Below are 14,697 nucleotides of genomic sequence, written 5' to 3'. Positions count from 1 at the left end.
AAAGTTGAAGAAACAGATTTGGGAAATGGAACGAGGTTGACGCATTGGAAGCAATCTGTTCCAATAGCCTCATGGCTTTACGTTTTGGGAGTAGCTGAATTTGCTGTTCAGCAGGTAGATGATTTTGAAGGAAAAGCGATTCAAACTTGGGTTTATCGTCAAGATCGTGATGCAGGGTTTTATGATTTTGCTGAGCCCACCAAAAAAGTCTTGGAGTTTTACAGTGACTACATAGGGCCGTTTTCCTATGAGAAATTAGCAAATATTCAATCCAATAGTGTCAGTGGTGGAATGGAAGCTGCTTCAGCTATTTTGTATAGCGAAAACTCAGTAGTTGGGGATAGAAATGAGCGATGGAGAAATGTGGTCATCCATGAAATCGCACATCAATGGTTTGGTAACTCAGTCACAGAATATGATTGGGATGATGTCTGGTTAAGTGAGGGGTTTGCCACCTATTTCACCTCATTATTTATCGAGCATGCTTATGGTCATGATGCATTTATGAAACAAATGGCATCCAGTAAAGAGCGGGTTATGTCCTTTCATGAAAAAAATCCTGACTACAGAATTATTCATGATAACCTAGAGGATATGAGCCAAGTGACTACTGGCCAGACTTACCAAAAGGGATCTTGGATATTACATATGCTTAGAGGCATAGTCGGAACAGAAAATTTCTGGAAAGGAATAAGGTCTTATTATACAAAATATCAAAACCTTAATGCTACAACCAAAGATTTCAGATTAGAAATGGAAGAAGCTTCGGGAGAAAACCTTGAAGGGTTTTTCGATCAATGGCTTTATAAATCGGGGGAATTGGTGATAAAGGGAGATTGGGGTTATAGCCAGAAAACCAAAGAATTGCGGATTACTTTAGATCAGGTTCAGCAGGACGGAAGTTTATTTGAAATGCCTATCCAAGTAGCTATTTATAAACCTGATCAAAAAGATCCTCTGATCGAAACGATTCAAGTGAATAAGGAATCAAACACAATTATTCTTCCTATCGATTTTGAACCAAAGGAAATTATTTTGGATCCAGATTCATGGGTGTTAATGGAATCAACCTTAAAAAAAAGTAAATTTTAATAAGCAGGAAATTCTTGTTGCAGTCCTTTGAATTGGTCAATCATTTCCCATTCAGGCCGATAATAGGAATTAATTATCCTGCTGTTAATACTTCCACCTTCAAGAAATTGTAAAGCAGATAATAGCCTTAAATCATTCTCCGAGCCCCAATTAAACTGTGGGGTATCTCCTACTAGAAAATCTGCTGTGAATCCATCAAAATAATCAGCTTTTCCTTTAGAATTAGCTAGTGCAAAAGTGATAGGAACTAATTCTACATCATTATTTTTAAGAGTGGGAGTATAGCTTGACAATGGGAATGATCCGACCGGTTTCCCAAATGTATTATCGCCTATTAAGGTTAAATCAAAAAAGGGATCCAAACTATTTATTACTAGTTCAGAAGCTGAGGCTGTCCCTCTGGAAGTAATAAAAACAATTCTATCCAAATTAAGATTTCCAATTTTATTGAATTTGACTTCTTTCTCTAGGCTAGTTTTAAGATAATTCAACTTATTAGTGTACATGATATTTACTCGATTTGCTGACTGTATCAAGTAATTAGCTAATTGCTCGGCAACGGCAACAGAACCACCTCCATTGTACCTTAAGTCGATAATTAAATCATCAATATCTTCTGCTATAAAATATTCAAAAGACTCCTGAACCTCATTACTTCTAGTTGGAGTAAGACCTGCTGTGGCTTTAAAGCTATTATAAACCCAATAACCAACTTTTTTCCCTGATAGATCAATTACAGATTTATGTAAAACAGAATTTGATTGATATTCCGCTTTAGTATTGGATCGGGTAGTGGTAGTTTCATCAGGCAGTTTGAAAGTAAAGGTATTTGTGATTCCTGGGTCAGGACCTCCAAGTTTGAAATCATAACCTCCCGTAGAAGTTTTATATTCAGTGATAGGTTTGCCATTGATTTGCGTTATTTCCCATCCACGCTGCCAACCGTCTTTTCCAGCTGGAGATTGATCAAAAACAAAGGTTAGATAAAGTCTTTCGTTTGCATCGAACGCAAAACCAAAACCATGTCCTGCATTTCTTCCTACAAAGGCATTGTTAAAATCCTCTTGGGTGGTAAGGTATGAAAAGCGATCTAATGGCTTGAATTTTATTGCTTCAAGAAATTCTTCGTTTGTTGAAAAATCTTTAGGATTTGGTTTTGTAGGAAGTTCCTGATTCCAATAATACCATTCTTCCATGGAAGAATAGATCGCGTCCTTTACTTCATCCGATTGTGGATTTGGTGTGGGATCATCTTTTTTATTACAGGACCAAATCCCTACAAGCAACAAACTCAGGTATAGATAGTGTTTTCTCATCTTAGGTTTTGTAATGCTTTGTAGATACGTAAATTATTGTAATCAGGATTTGTTAGATTGCGATATCGTAAACTTTTACCGTTTTCCACATATGAGAATACTTTTCAATAAACTCTAAATGTAGGGGGTCAGATTGGTAAACGTCTTGGTCTTCTAAACTATCAAAGAAAATGGTACAGGAAACCTGAAACGAGTGATCTACAACATCTCTATCTGCAGTTTCGGCCGGTGTACCTGCTATAAACTTGCCAACAGTTTTACATCTACCCAACATGGGAACAGCCTCTGTTAAAAATTCCTCTGTGTTGGCTACATCATGAAGCCAAAAATAGACCTGATGGATCATTTTTTGTTTTGCCATTTCTTTAGCGATTGAATTAATTGGTAATACGGCTGCAGCACCTGCTACGCCAACTGATTTTAAGAATTGTCTTCTAGTATTCATAAAGTTTGATGGATCAAAATCTTCAATTTCCTATAAACAGGTGATAGAATCCTCAAAGATTCTAAAGATAAAAATTTATATTGCTTTTAGATAACTGTTTGAATTTACCCTTTGACTTATTGTTTTTTTTTCAAGCAATTCTTTAAAAATAAAGATCCATGAATTATCGTAAACTAGGAAAAACAGGATTTGAAATTTCAGAAGTTGGATTAGGAACTTGGCAAATTGGGGGAGGCTGGGGAAAACCTTTTGATCCAAAAATAGCTGAGAAACTTTTACATGCAGCTTTTGATAAAGGTGTCAATTTTGTTGATACGGCAGATGTATATGATGCGGGTCTCAGTGAAGCAGCTGTTGGGAAAGCAGTGAGAGAGCGATCTGAGAAAATTTATGTTGCAACAAAATGTGGGAGAAGGATTCAACCGCACATTAATGAGGCATATACAGTAGAAAAGCTCCGGCGGCATGTGGAGGATAGTTTAAGAAATACAGGATTTGATAGGTTGGATTTGATACAATTACATTGCCCACCTGAGCCAGTTTACAAAAGAGATGAAATATTTAAGCTGTTTGAAGATCTGCAAAAAGAGGGAAAGATTGCGGCAATGGGAGTAAGTGTTGAGAAAATAACAGAGGGATTGAGTGCTATTAAATATGAAATAGTATCATCAATTCAAGTGATTTACAATGTTTTTCGTCAGAAACCTGCTGAAATACTTTTTAGGAATACTGCAAAGAATAATATAGGCGTGATCGTCCGTGTGCCACTTGCAAGCGGACTATTAAGTGGTAAAATCACTCCGGAATCAACTTTTTCCAAAGATGACCATCGATATTTTAATAGGGAAGGGAAAGCTTTTGATAAAGGAGAAACCTTTTCTGGAGTTCCTCTTGAAATAGCATTCCGGGCTATTGAGAAATTAAAAAAGGAGCTAGACTCAGGTATTTCTCTGGCTGCTTTTGCCTTAAAATGGATATTAATGTTTCCGGAAGTGAGTACAGTAATTCCAGGAGCATCTAATCTTAGTCAGGTTGAGTCAAATATTCAGGTTTCAGATTTGAACCCACTATCAAAGGAGCAAATGAAACTAGCGAAAAAAGTATATGATAAATACATAAGGGAGGAAGTGCATCAATTATGGTAAAAAAATATCCCGTAAATTCTGGTTTACGGGATATGAAGTAATGAGGAAAATTAAGTTTTTAAGCTTCTTTTTTTGCCATTCGAGTTCTTTCTCCTTCATCCAAGAAAATCTTTCTCATACGGATACTTTTCGGAGTAATTTCTAAATATTCATCTTTTTGTATGTATTCCATGGATTCTTCCAGAGAGAATTTTACAGCTGGAGCAATCTTGGTATTATCGTCTGAACCTGAAGCACGCATATTTGTCAATTTCTTGCCTTTTTGTACGTTCACCACAATATCATTTTCTCTGTTGTGGGCTCCGATTACCTGACCTCCATAAAGCTCTGCTCCAGGATCAACAAAGAATGTCCCCCTGTCCTGAAGCTTATCTATTGCATATGCAGTACATTGACCACCTTCCATAGAAATGATAGAACCGGTGTTTCTCTCAGGAATATTTCCTTTGAAAGGCTCATAAGAAGTAAATCTATGGTTCATGATAGCCTCACCTTGAGTTGCTGTCAGCACATTGTTTCTCAAACCAATCAAACCTCTTGAAGGGATTTTGAACTCTAAATGCTGGAGATCTCCTTTTGGCTCCATAATTAACAATTCCCCTTTTCTTTGAGTGGCAAGTTCGATTACTTTGCCTGCAGACTCAGCAGGAACATCTACTACTAGAGTTTCGATTGGTTCTTGTTTTACCCCATCGATATCTCTGTAAATTACTTGAGGTTGACCAACTTGAAGTTCGTAACCTTCTCTTCTCATTGTTTCGATCAAAACTGACAAGTGAAGAATTCCACGTCCATAGACCAAGAATTTATCTTCAGAATCAGTTGATTCCACTCTCAAAGCAAGGTTTTTCTCAGTCTCTTTCATCAAACGATCTCTCAAGTGACGAGAAGTGACAAACTTACCTTCTTTACCGAAGAAAGGAGAGTTGTTGATTGTGAAGAGCATGTTCATGGTAGGCTCATCAATCGCAATTCTCTTTAGTGGCTCAGGGTTTTCTGCAGCTGCTATAGTATCACCGATCTCAAAATCTTCAATACCTGTTACGGCACAAATATCTCCGGCTACAACTTCTGAAACCTTAGCTTTACCTAAACCTTCAAACGTATGTAGTTCTTTAATCTTTACTTTTTTGAAAACATCTCCAATCTTACAAAGAGTAACTTGTGCACCTTCTTTGATGGTTCCTCTTTTTACTCTTCCGATTGCGATACGGCCAACAAAGTTTGAGTAGTCCAATGAAGTAATTTGCATCTGAAGAGATCCCTCTTCAATTTTAGGAGCTGGGATATGATCTACAATCGCATCAAGTAATGGTATGATGGAATCAGTTGGGTTTTTCCAATCAGGCCCCATCCAATTTTGTTTTGCAGAACCGTAAAGAGTTTGAAAGTCCAACTGCTCTTCGGTAGCGTCTAGGTTGAACATCAAGTCAAAAACTGCTTCATGAACTTCGTCAGGTCTACAGTTTTCTTTATCTACCTTATTTACCACAACAATAGGAGTCAGTCCCAGATCAAGTGCTTTTCCAAGAACGAATCTTGTTTGCGGCATTGGCCCTTCAAAAGCATCCACCAATAGAATAACGCCATCAGCCATTTTCAAAACACGTTCAACTTCACCACCAAAATCGGCGTGACCAGGAGTGTCAATAATGTTGATTTTAGTGTCTCTGTAACGGACAGAAACGTTTTTGGATAGAATAGTGATTCCTCTTTCACGTTCTAAATCATTGTTATCTAAAATCAGGTCATCAAATTGTTGGTTCTCTCTGAAGATTTTTGAAACATGTATGATTTTATCAACCAAGGTAGTTTTGCCGTGGTCAACGTGTGCGATGATTGCGATATTCCGAATATTCTGCATGGTTTGCCTAATTAAGGCGCAAAAGTACGAATAATATTTGGGAATTAGGTTATGAAATTCTGAAGTATAAAGTTAAAAGTTTGAAATGCATTTAAATGAATATCTGCATCTAGTTTGTGATTTAGAAATCATATTTCCAAAATAAGCTTACCCTTCATAGATGGCTTGTAGCCTTTTGGTGTCTTCGATAGCCCTTTTCAGTACAAAAGGGGTAATAATTATTGCGAAAAAACTAACAAAAGTTCCCGCCAGACAAACCCAGTAGAAAATACTGGAAAGTGATAGGTCTGTGAGAATTTTTTCTTCATAACGAAGGATTACTTGCAGGTTTAGTTGAAGGAGTATATTTAAAATCGCATAGGCTTCAATAGAATTGGTAAATGAGATGTAACCCTTATATCGATTATAATCTTTTCCAAACCGGATTAGGCTATAAATAACGCCGACAAAGAAGAAAGCAACCATCCAAATAGGTAAACTCCAGTCCAGTCCGATGATCTGATCATTTTCACTCAACCAAAAAATCAAAAGACCGAAGAAAACGGGAAATATGATTTTGTAGCTACTGAATAGTTGGATAAACTCATCTAGATAATATCTTCTGTACCGCTTTCGAATCGCTGATTTGTAGGACTCACCCAAATCAGAAAACCCAAAAATACCGAATTCGCTGTGGACCTTACGGAAAGCATCGTCAAGCGACAAAGTCGGATTTTCCTCCAAAAGCACTTCTATTTTGCAAGCCACATGATCCAAGATCTCGTACTGCAAATCAATCTCTGGATAGCCTTTGGAGGAGATTAGTTTTTTGAGGGTTTCAATTTGAGATAGGGTAAGTGTTATCATATCAATGCCGATTTAGTCTTTAATCTCCAAGCTTCAAAAAGTGTCAAGGTATAGCCTGTGTATAAAATGAAGAGACTGAAACTTGCTACTAAGAAAAAAACACTGTCAAGGAAATTGGGAACATCTAGAATTTTTGGAACTAAAATCAGCATGTTAAATGATGAGGTCATTAATGAAAACTGAACCAAGATGTTGCTTAAATAAGATGATTCAATTCTTTTTTTTGCATTGACAATTCTTTTAATCTCCCTAACTTTTTTATAGGATTTAACCCATATCCAGGCATTGAGGCCAAGCACAATCACTAATGGGATAACTAAAATTAACCCTTTGGTTTTTGATTCAATAGTGCTCCAGAAGAAAATAAAAGAGCATAAAAATAAAACGGTACCCAGCATTCTAGGCCAAGTGAAATACGTTTTAAAAAGAGTCCACTGAAGATTGAAAATCTCTTTTTTCGAAGCTTTTAAGAATTTTGCCTGTAAGGCATGGCAATACGCATAGGTAAATTTATCCTCTAACTCATCTAATTGCTCTTCGAATTCGCTTTCCTCAAAATCCTCTAAATGACTAATATAATGATCAAATATTTCCATCAAGATTTCCGCAGAAGTTAATTCCTTATACGAAATCGCATTTTTTACCTGATCAAGTTCTTGTTCTGATAGCTTTCTCATAATTAAAAAAATCAAATGTTAAAACCTGGTTTAAGGTCTGGAGTCAGGATTCGCTGGAGGTTTTCTACGAAGCCTTGCAACTCAGACATCTTACTGGTGACTTCCTTTTGACCATCTTTAGTTAGGCTGTAGTATTTTCTCACGCGATTGTCCACTTGCTGAATTTCGGTGCTAAGCAGGCCTTCAGCTTCCAGCTTGTGAAGTGCAGGGTAAAGCGCTCCTTCGGTGATTTTAATTTCTCCAGCTGTCAACTCCTTTACCCTTTGCGTGATTTCATAGCCATACATTTTTTCATTCTCCTCCAGGAGTTTCAAGATGATGGTTTGCAGAGAGCCTTTGATCAGGTTGTTATTTGACATTGCGCTGATTAATTACCTAAGAAGTACAAATATATAATGAAATTATATACATAAGAAATTTAGGTATATGATTTTCTATCAAAAATTGCAGAAATCTTTCCTGTATTTATATTAAAGCACTTACTTCTCTAAAAAAGGAGTAAAAACTTCCTTCCATAAAGCATAGCCCTTTTCATTCATGTGCAGATTGTCTTCTATAAAAATATCAGATCTTGGAACACCAGTTTTATCCAGCATGATATCCCAGACATTAACAAAATTGACATTTTCATTTGCTGTACAATATTGCCTCATTAGATCATTTAAAACCAAATATGAAGTTTTTAACTCCCATCTCGATGGACTTGGTTTTGCTGCTATTAGATTGACAGTGGTATTTGGAAGCTGTTTTTGAATTCGGGAGACAATTTCGTCTAAAGTGGTCATTATTTCAGCTGCTGTTTCTCCTCCATTTACATCGTTATCACCCTCATAAATAAAAACAGTGGATGGTTCGAGTCGCAAAACCAGAGGGAAAAGCTGGGCAGATAAATCTTTAGCGGTAGAGCCCCCAAATCCGGTGTTAATGATCGGAATGTCGGGGAACTGATTTTGAAGATTTTTCCACATTCTTACACTAGAGCTTCCAGTAAATACCACACTACCCTTTGACCAGCCTATGCTGTCTATTTTGTGACTTATAGTTGCAACTTCATCATCAAATCTATTTTCTTGGGCAAGAACTGTTGAAGCAGTTATTATAAGAGAAAATAGTACTCCGATTAATCCGAATTTCTTTTTCATTTACTAAAGATATTCTCTTTTTGGGAATGCCCAAAACCGTCCATAATATGCTCATTGTCGTACACTTCGGACATTCTTTGTTTTTGAGCACTTCTATTTCTGTCACAAAATTTTAATTAAAATTGGCCAAAGGAGCTTGCTCTTGATGATTTCGTCACATTTTTATAACCCTATCTAGAAAACCAACATTTTTGGAGAAGTTTTAGCGTTATATATGCAAATCATTCCAAATACCCTTTTCATGGAGCAACTCACTCGTTTTTTCTGGTTTTGCAGTGGAGCTAACTTTTCTTTGTTGAAAAGATCTCCAACGGAATCCAATAAATACATAGGTATAGGTGCCACTGTCTTTTTTACAGGAGTTTTGGCGGCAATAGCAGCAGGCTACGCATTGCATACTGTTTTTCAATCCATTTGGCCTTCTATTTTATTCGGTTTGCTTTGGGGATTAATGATTTTTAATCTGGATCGATTTATTGTGTCCAGTATGCGCAAGCGTGACAACACTTGGTCAGAATGGAAATTGGCGATTCCAAGATTGGTGCTTGCCGTTTTATTGGCTTTGGTGATTTCCAAACCTTTAGAACTTAAAATGTTTGAAAGAGAAATCAATCGTAAAATAGATGAGAAGCGCACTGAATTTATTACCCAGTCCAAAGCAAATTTAGCAAAAGGGTTTCCTGAGATTCAAGAATTGGAAGAGAGAATTGATATTCTTAAAAATGAAGTAAAAACAGCTGAGGATTATCGAGATCAACTCCAAAGTGAGTATGATGCGGAGAGATTTGGAGAGAAAACGGACAGAACTAGCGGCATAGTAGGGTTGGGAACTAATGCTAAGAAAAAGGAACAGCAATTGGATGCTTCACAAGTTGCTTTGAATGATTTAAGAATAAGAAATCAGGTTAGAATAGATACTTTGGAAGCTCAGATCCAGGAGTTTATGGCCCTAAGACAGATTGAGTTTGAAAAACAACAACCAGGCATTGAAGGATTTGATGGTTTAGCGGCCAGGATGGATGCTTTAGCAGTTTTAACGGAAGAGAGTTCAGCAATGGCTTTGGCAAATGTATTTATCATGTTGTTGTTTATTGCAATTGAAACTGCACCGATTTTTGTAAAACTTATTTCTCCCAGAGGACCTTATGATGAATATCTTGAACTGCATGAAGATAGAGTTCGGCTCTTTAAGAGTGAGAAGTGGACCAAAGCGAAAGGAGAATCTAAGGCGAGGGTTGATTATTTTCAAGAAACGCATTTCTATGCGACTGACTTAAACAAGGAAAAGACTAATCGAAAAAATAAAGCACAAACTTTGTCAGAAATTGCGAAAATGGAATCCAAATATCAAATCTGACAAATAAGACATAATAGTTGAATAGATTTGGAAGGTAGCCCGCTAACTTGGTAAGTGAATCAAGTTTGTCCTTAAAAACAAATTCTTAATTTGTCGATAATGAAATACCAAATATCCTATCCTTGAATTTTCCCACCTACACTTTTCAATGATTTGATCCATTCGAAGAAAACATCGTCATTGGTTTTCATAGAGATTAAACGAAAAATTTCTCTAAAATATCTCCGACATAAAATGCTACTACAGCTGCTAAAAGGCCTAAGGCTACAGTTTCTGATATGCTTTTAAGACTTGATGTTTGATTAACATTTGATTTCAACCAACCTACAATGACAAAAGCAACGCCTGTCAGTATACTGGTCCAGAAAAAAACATTGATAGATGAGGGATTAAAAAAAGTCCATAGATAGACTAACAAAGGAATAAATCCTACAAGGATAAATGATATGAAGGTAGCTAAACCAATTTTAAAGGGACTTTTTGTCTCTTCCATTAAATTGAGTTCATCTTTCATCATTTCAGCAACCCAAAGATCTTTATTGGAAGTGATCTGGTCCACCACTTTTTCTAATAAATCTCCCTTAAATCCTTTTGCTTTATAAATGTCAACTATTTCCTCTCTTTCAATATCAGGGAGATTTTCAATTTCCCAATATTCTATCGCTTCATGTTTTTTGTAATTCTCCTGATTACTTTTTGCAGACAAGAAAGCGCCGACTGACATTGAAAAACCGTCCGCTAGGAGATTTGCAAAACCTAGAATAATAATAATTCCTGAGTCTAAATCGGCACCAAATCCTCCTGCGACTACAGCAAAAGTGGTAACAGCGCCATCTATTCCTCCATATACAAATTCTCCTAGGTATTCTTGAATTTTCTTGAAATACTTACTCTCTTGGTGAATATTTGCTTCATTCATTTAGTTTAGGTTTTTTTGGAAAAATTGTTTTACATTTTCTCCCATAATTGCTTTGATTTCATTCTCTGTAAAACCTTCATTTAGGAGGCCTTCCACTATAATCGGGAGTCCTGTGATATCAAATGGAACAGCTACAGCTCCATCATAATCCGAACCAAGAGCAATATACTCTATCCCCACCAAATCCCTGATATGCTTCATAGAAGCTATAATTCCTTCTAATTCAGGCTCACCAACTGCCATGCCAAAAAATGCGATACCGATAATCCCTCCGTTTGCAGCAATTCTTTGGATTTGTTCATCAGTAAGGTTCCTTTGAGAATCTAAAACGGCACGTACTCCAATATGAGAAACCATCACAGGTTTGTCAGTTAAATTTAATACATCATCGATTATAGCGGGAGAGCAATGCGCCAAATCGATAAATATATTCAACTCATTCATTTTATTGATTACAGATTTTCCAAAGTCAGTCAATCCTGCTCCATTTTCACCATGTGCAGAACCACCGAGTTCGTTATCAAAAAAATGTGTCAGGCCTATCATTCTTACCCCAGCCTCATATACTTTTTCAAGATTTTCCAAAGAACCTTCCAAAGCATGAGCTCCTTCAATCCCAAGCATAGCTCCTACAATAGATTTATTGTTTTTTCTTGCTTCAATCAGTGATTCAAAGCTCTCTTTGTCTTTAACAAAAATTACGTTTCCATCCTCTTCTTCAATAAATTCATGAAGACTTTCAGCTTGACCCAAAGTTCTATTGATTAAACTAAACCACTGATTTGGGGCATCCCCTTGAGCGATGGTTAACGGTGTGATATTGTCAAAAGCATCTGCACTATTACTTTGCATATTTTGTCCAGAAGGGGATTTGGAAACTATGGTGAACATTTCCAATGCAATATTGCCTTCTCTCATTCTTGGAAAATCCACACTTCCAATATCGCTTTTTGCAGTTAAGTCTCTCCCCCAAAGTAAGGCATCACAATGCAAATCAGAGATGAAATCTAACCTATTATAAACTTCTTGTGCTTCAGAAGAAACCGTATAAGGCGGAGATAATTTTACCGGGTTTCTTTGTTCTTCGATATAGGAAGGGACGAAAAGAGTTGCGAGAAAATAAATAAGCGTAATTATTCCCAGCGTAATTGATAATTTCTTCATAGCTAATGATTAGGCTTTTGAAGATAATGAAAAATGAAATGAAAGGGCAATTCTAAGGAGGTTAGCTTTTCGCTAAAATTTCTTCTCCTGTTTTAATGGGTGTTAAATTTTCAAGTTCCTCCGCAGTAAAAAGTTTTGACCGAATCATAAAACGAATCCCCATCGGTATCTCAATCGAAAAGCTACTTCCTCTGCCGGGTGTAATATCCAAAGTAAGTTGAGTATGTTTCCAATATTCGAACTGATCGGCACTCATGAAAAAATCACAGCCATAAACTTCACCTAACCAAATGTCTTGACTTCCAACTTTGAAATCTCCCTTTTCAAAACACATAGGAGAGGAGCCGTCACAGCATCCACCACTTTGATGAAACATGAGTTCAGATCCGAAACGCTTTCGAAGTGTATCGATTACTTCTTTGGCTTTATCGGTAATTAGTACCCTTTTAATAGCATCCATAAAATTTAAGTTTAAATGTAAAGGAAAGAAAGGCAGAGGATATCTCCCCCGCCTTTACTGGTTTCTTTAAATTGACAATTAAAAGAATCCTAATTTTTCCTTGCTGTAGGAGATGAGCATGTTTTTGGTTTGTCTGTAATGATCTAGCATCATTAAATGATTCTCTCTCCCAAATCCGGATTTTTTATATCCTCCAAAAGGTGCATGTGCTGGATAAGCATGATAACAGTTTACCCAAACTCTTCCTGCCTGAATCGCTCTTGGAACTTGGTAAAGCTCGTGTGCATCTCTGGACCAAAGACCTGCTCCTAAACCATACATCGTATCATTAGCTATTTCAATTGCCTCTTCAGTTGTTTTGAATGTCGTTACACACGTTACAGGTCCGAATATCTCCTCCTGAAATACACGCATTTTATTATTTCCTTTAAAAATAGTAGGCTTGACGTAATATCCTGTTTCCAGTCCTGAGTTAAGTCCTGCGCTTTCACCTCCACAAAGTGCTACAGCGCCTTCTTGTTTTCCAATGTCCAAATAGGAAAGAATTTTCTCATATTGGTCATTCGATGCTTGAGCACCCATCATTGTATCTTCAGCTAAAGGATGTCCCATTTTAATCGCTTTAGTTCGCTCAATTACGCGTTCCATGAATTTGTCATAAATGTCTTCATGGACAAGTACAAACTTCTCCTTGATTTAAAGCAAACATTACAGCTCCTTCTACTGCTTTGTCAAAGAACTCATCATCAGCATCTGCTACTGATTTCATAAAAATATTTGGTGATTTTCCACCGAGTTCCATTGTCACAGGAATCAGGTTCTCTGATGCATATTGCATGATTAATCTACCTGTAGTAGTTTCTCCGGTGAAAGCAACTTTTGCTACTCTTTTTGATGTGGCTAATGGTTTTCCAGCTTCAACTCCGAAACCCGAAATTACATTGATGACTCCTGGTGGCACAACATCAGCAATTAGTTCCATTAAGACCATGATGCTGGTTGGAGTTTGTTCAGCAGGCTTAACTACGGTACAGCATCCGGCTGCAAGTGCTGGCGCAATTTTCCAAGTGGCCATTAATATTGGGAAATTCCAAGGGATGATTTGAGCAACTACACCTAAAGGTTCATGAAGTGCAATACTTACTGTATTTTCGTCATGCTCTGAAATAGTACTTTCATCTGCTCTTATTACTCCAGCAAAATATCTGAAGTGATCTATGCAAAGTGGCAAATCGGCAGCTCTTGATTCTCTTAAAGCTTTTCCATTATCGATAGTTTCAAGTCTTGCCAACATCTCGAGATTCTCTTCTATAATGTTCGCAATTTTATTTAGCACTCTACTTCTTTCCGTAGGAGAAGTTTTGGACCAAGTTTTAAAAGCTTCATGTGCTACATGAAAGACTCAAATTGGCTAAGCAATATCTTCAATTGGGTAAATACCAGATTCAAGAAGTTTGCTATATGTCTGGCTTTAGAAACATTACTTATTTCATAAGGGCATTTAAACAGGAGTTTGGGCTTACGCCGAAAGTCTATCAAACCCTTTCTGGTGAATTTCCAACAAAATAATTTTAATAAAATTTTTAATTGTTTTTGTGTGTTTTAATTCATTTTTATTAAGTTTAGAAAATTATATAAGTCATAAAAACAAATCAACTGGCATCTTTGCCAAACTTTATTTGGTTTTAGACGATTGACAATAGACCCACTCAAGGGGCTTTTTTCGAAAAGCCCCTTTTTTTATTCCTTTTTAATTTTATAAAAATGTTGAATTGGAGAAAACCGGTTTAAAAAATTGGTGTTTTTTAGAAAAAAAATGAAAAAAATTGAAAAATTGGTTTGAAATAATCACTAAATTAATTTTTTAGAAAAAATGCTTTTCTGCGGTAATAATACGTAAAGCTTTATGAAAATTTTGATTTTTAAAAATTGAGGTGATTTTTCTGAAGTGATCTCAAAAATGATTTAAGTAGAGAATTGATTTTAATTTTAATAAAGTCTAGTAATATCTTATCATCAACTCTCTTCATTTTTGCAAAAGTGATCCTTTCATAAGTCTAAGTATAAAAAAAAAGTCATTCCAAATATTCGGAATGACTTTCTGTTCAATTAACCCATTTTCAAAAACCTACTCTTTATTACAACACTATTATTTCTTCTATAAATTATATTCAAGTATAGTTCAAATTATTACTAGCTCCAGTGATAAAAATCACAAGGAGCTTTTTCTTAATTGCCTGCTTTATTGTGTTCTTCATACCAAACTGGTT

Annotated in this window: 14 protein-coding genes and 1 pseudogene; 4 read left to right on the top strand and 11 right to left on the bottom strand. The window is 36.3% G+C overall.

The genetic code is table 11. From position 1 onward, the window contains the following. On the top strand, nt 1-1,092 hold a 1,092-nt coding region (locus Q0L68_RS08560; RefSeq protein WP_296701714.1), incomplete at its 5' end, for a M1 family metallopeptidase. Here the strand turns inward: Q0L68_RS08560 and Q0L68_RS08555 are convergent. Both Q0L68_RS08555 and Q0L68_RS08550 read right to left on the bottom strand, forming a co-directional pair. Beyond that, on the bottom strand, nt 1,089-2,408 hold the full coding sequence (locus Q0L68_RS08555; protein ID WP_296701712.1) for a S41 family peptidase: 1,320 nt from the start codon (nt 2,406-2,408) through the stop codon (nt 1,089-1,091). The two genes, Q0L68_RS08560 and Q0L68_RS08555, sit on opposite strands and share 4 nt — an antisense overlap. A gap of 52 nt (nt 2,409-2,460) precedes the next feature. Then, the gene (locus Q0L68_RS08550) at nt 2,461-2,853 is read right to left on the bottom strand and encodes a Dabb family protein (protein ID WP_296701709.1); all 393 of its coding nucleotides are present in this window, start codon (nt 2,851-2,853) and stop codon (nt 2,461-2,463) included. 158 nt (nt 2,854-3,011) lie between these two features. Here Q0L68_RS08550 and Q0L68_RS08545 point away from each other — a divergent pair, with 158 nt between their 5' ends. Then, nucleotides 3,012-3,998 (top strand): aldo/keto reductase, encoded by a 987-nt coding sequence (locus Q0L68_RS08545; protein WP_296701707.1) that lies wholly within the window; start codon nt 3,012-3,014, stop codon nt 3,996-3,998. Between the two features lie 58 nt (nt 3,999-4,056). Here the strand turns inward: Q0L68_RS08545 and typA are convergent, their stop codons facing one another. The 5 genes from typA to Q0L68_RS08520 all read right to left on the bottom strand — a co-directional run bounded on the left by typA (nt 4,057) and on the right by Q0L68_RS08520 (nt 8,527). After that, entirely contained in the window at nt 4,057-5,862 is a 1,806-nt protein-coding gene (gene typA, locus Q0L68_RS08540) for a translational GTPase TypA (RefSeq protein WP_296701705.1), read from the bottom strand. 147 nt (nt 5,863-6,009) lie between these two features. Then, nucleotides 6,010-6,708 carry a hypothetical protein gene (locus Q0L68_RS08535; protein WP_296701702.1) on the bottom strand — a complete coding sequence of 233 codons (699 nt, stop codon included), beginning with the start codon at nt 6,706-6,708 and terminating at the stop codon, nt 6,010-6,012. After that, nucleotides 6,705-7,385 (bottom strand): hypothetical protein, encoded by a 681-nt coding sequence (locus Q0L68_RS08530; protein ID WP_296701700.1) that lies wholly within the window; start codon nt 7,383-7,385, stop codon nt 6,705-6,707. Before Q0L68_RS08530 ends, Q0L68_RS08535 begins: the two co-directional genes overlap by 4 nt. 11 nt (nt 7,386-7,396) lie before the next feature. After that, nucleotides 7,397-7,744: a PadR family transcriptional regulator gene (locus tag Q0L68_RS08525; protein WP_146920531.1), complete on the bottom strand. Its 348-nt coding sequence runs from the start codon at nt 7,742-7,744 to the stop codon at nt 7,397-7,399. Nucleotides 7,745-7,864: 120 nt separating this feature from the next. Then, a complete protein-coding gene (locus tag Q0L68_RS08520; RefSeq protein ID WP_296701694.1) occupies nt 7,865-8,527 on the bottom strand; it encodes a GDSL-type esterase/lipase family protein in 663 nt (220 codons plus the stop codon). Between the two features lie 241 nt (nt 8,528-8,768). On the opposite strand from Q0L68_RS08520, the gene Q0L68_RS08515 reads away from it, so the two are divergent. Then, a complete protein-coding gene (locus Q0L68_RS08515) occupies nt 8,769-9,884 on the top strand; it encodes a DUF4407 domain-containing protein (protein ID WP_296701692.1) in 1,116 nt (371 codons plus the stop codon). A gap of 196 nt (nt 9,885-10,080) precedes the next feature. Here Q0L68_RS08515 and Q0L68_RS08510 read toward each other — a convergent pair whose 3' ends face one another. The 4 genes and pseudogenes from Q0L68_RS08510 to Q0L68_RS08495 all read right to left on the bottom strand — a co-directional run. Continuing rightward, nucleotides 10,081-10,803 carry a VIT1/CCC1 transporter family protein gene (locus Q0L68_RS08510; protein WP_296701689.1) on the bottom strand — a complete coding sequence of 241 codons (723 nt, stop codon included), beginning with the start codon at nt 10,801-10,803 and terminating at the stop codon, nt 10,081-10,083. Further along, a complete protein-coding gene (locus Q0L68_RS08505) occupies nt 10,804-11,967 on the bottom strand; it encodes a dipeptidase (RefSeq protein WP_296701687.1) in 1,164 nt (387 codons plus the stop codon). Nucleotides 11,968-12,028: 61 nt separating this feature from the next. Further along, nucleotides 12,029-12,427 (bottom strand): DUF779 domain-containing protein, encoded by a 399-nt coding sequence (locus Q0L68_RS08500; protein ID WP_296701685.1) that lies wholly within the window; start codon nt 12,425-12,427, stop codon nt 12,029-12,031. Between the two features lie 78 nt (nt 12,428-12,505). Continuing rightward, nucleotides 12,506-13,817, bottom strand: a pseudogene (locus tag Q0L68_RS08495) (aldehyde dehydrogenase family protein); the annotation flags it as partial. Here Q0L68_RS08495 and Q0L68_RS08490 point away from each other — a divergent pair. Then, the gene (locus Q0L68_RS08490) at nt 13,814-13,996 is read left to right on the top strand and encodes a helix-turn-helix domain-containing protein (protein WP_296701683.1); all 183 of its coding nucleotides are present in this window, start codon (nt 13,814-13,816) and stop codon (nt 13,994-13,996) included. The pseudogene Q0L68_RS08495 and the gene Q0L68_RS08490 overlap by 4 nt on opposite strands. Nucleotides 13,997-14,697: the final 701 nt, after the last annotated feature.

Origin of the sequence: Algoriphagus sp., from assembly GCF_024642405.1 — a bacterium.
GTDB lineage: Bacteria > Bacteroidota > Bacteroidia > Cytophagales > Cyclobacteriaceae > Algoriphagus.
This window is presented reverse-complemented; position numbering and strand designations above follow the sequence as displayed.

What these genes read in the sequence shown, in the direction of transcription:
- typA (WP_296701705.1), bottom strand. Translation starts at nt 5,862, where the DNA reads ATGCAGAATATTCGGAATATCGCAATCATCGCACACGTTGACCACGGC.
- Q0L68_RS08520 (WP_296701694.1), bottom strand. Translation starts at nt 8,527, where the DNA reads ATGAAAAAGAAATTCGGATTAATCGGAGTACTATTTTCTCTTATAATA.
- Q0L68_RS08505 (WP_296701687.1), bottom strand. Translation starts at nt 11,967, where the DNA reads ATGAAGAAATTATCAATTACGCTGGGAATAATTACGCTTATTTATTTT.
- Q0L68_RS08545 (WP_296701707.1), top strand. Translation starts at nt 3,012, where the DNA reads ATGAATTATCGTAAACTAGGAAAAACAGGATTTGAAATTTCAGAAGTT.
- Q0L68_RS08510 (WP_296701689.1), bottom strand. Translation starts at nt 10,803, where the DNA reads ATGAATGAAGCAAATATTCACCAAGAGAGTAAGTATTTCAAGAAAATT.
- Q0L68_RS08535 (WP_296701702.1), bottom strand. Translation starts at nt 6,708, where the DNA reads ATGATAACACTTACCCTATCTCAAATTGAAACCCTCAAAAAACTAATC.
- Q0L68_RS08515 (WP_296701692.1), top strand. Translation starts at nt 8,769, where the DNA reads ATGGAGCAACTCACTCGTTTTTTCTGGTTTTGCAGTGGAGCTAACTTT.
- Q0L68_RS08550 (WP_296701709.1), bottom strand. Translation starts at nt 2,853, where the DNA reads ATGAATACTAGAAGACAATTCTTAAAATCAGTTGGCGTAGCAGGTGCT.
- Q0L68_RS08525 (WP_146920531.1), bottom strand. Translation starts at nt 7,744, where the DNA reads ATGTCAAATAACAACCTGATCAAAGGCTCTCTGCAAACCATCATCTTG.
- Q0L68_RS08555 (WP_296701712.1), bottom strand. Translation starts at nt 2,408, where the DNA reads ATGAGAAAACACTATCTATACCTGAGTTTGTTGCTTGTAGGGATTTGG.
- Q0L68_RS08500 (WP_296701685.1), bottom strand. Translation starts at nt 12,427, where the DNA reads ATGGATGCTATTAAAAGGGTACTAATTACCGATAAAGCCAAAGAAGTA.
- Q0L68_RS08530 (WP_296701700.1), bottom strand. Translation starts at nt 7,385, where the DNA reads ATGAGAAAGCTATCAGAACAAGAACTTGATCAGGTAAAAAATGCGATT.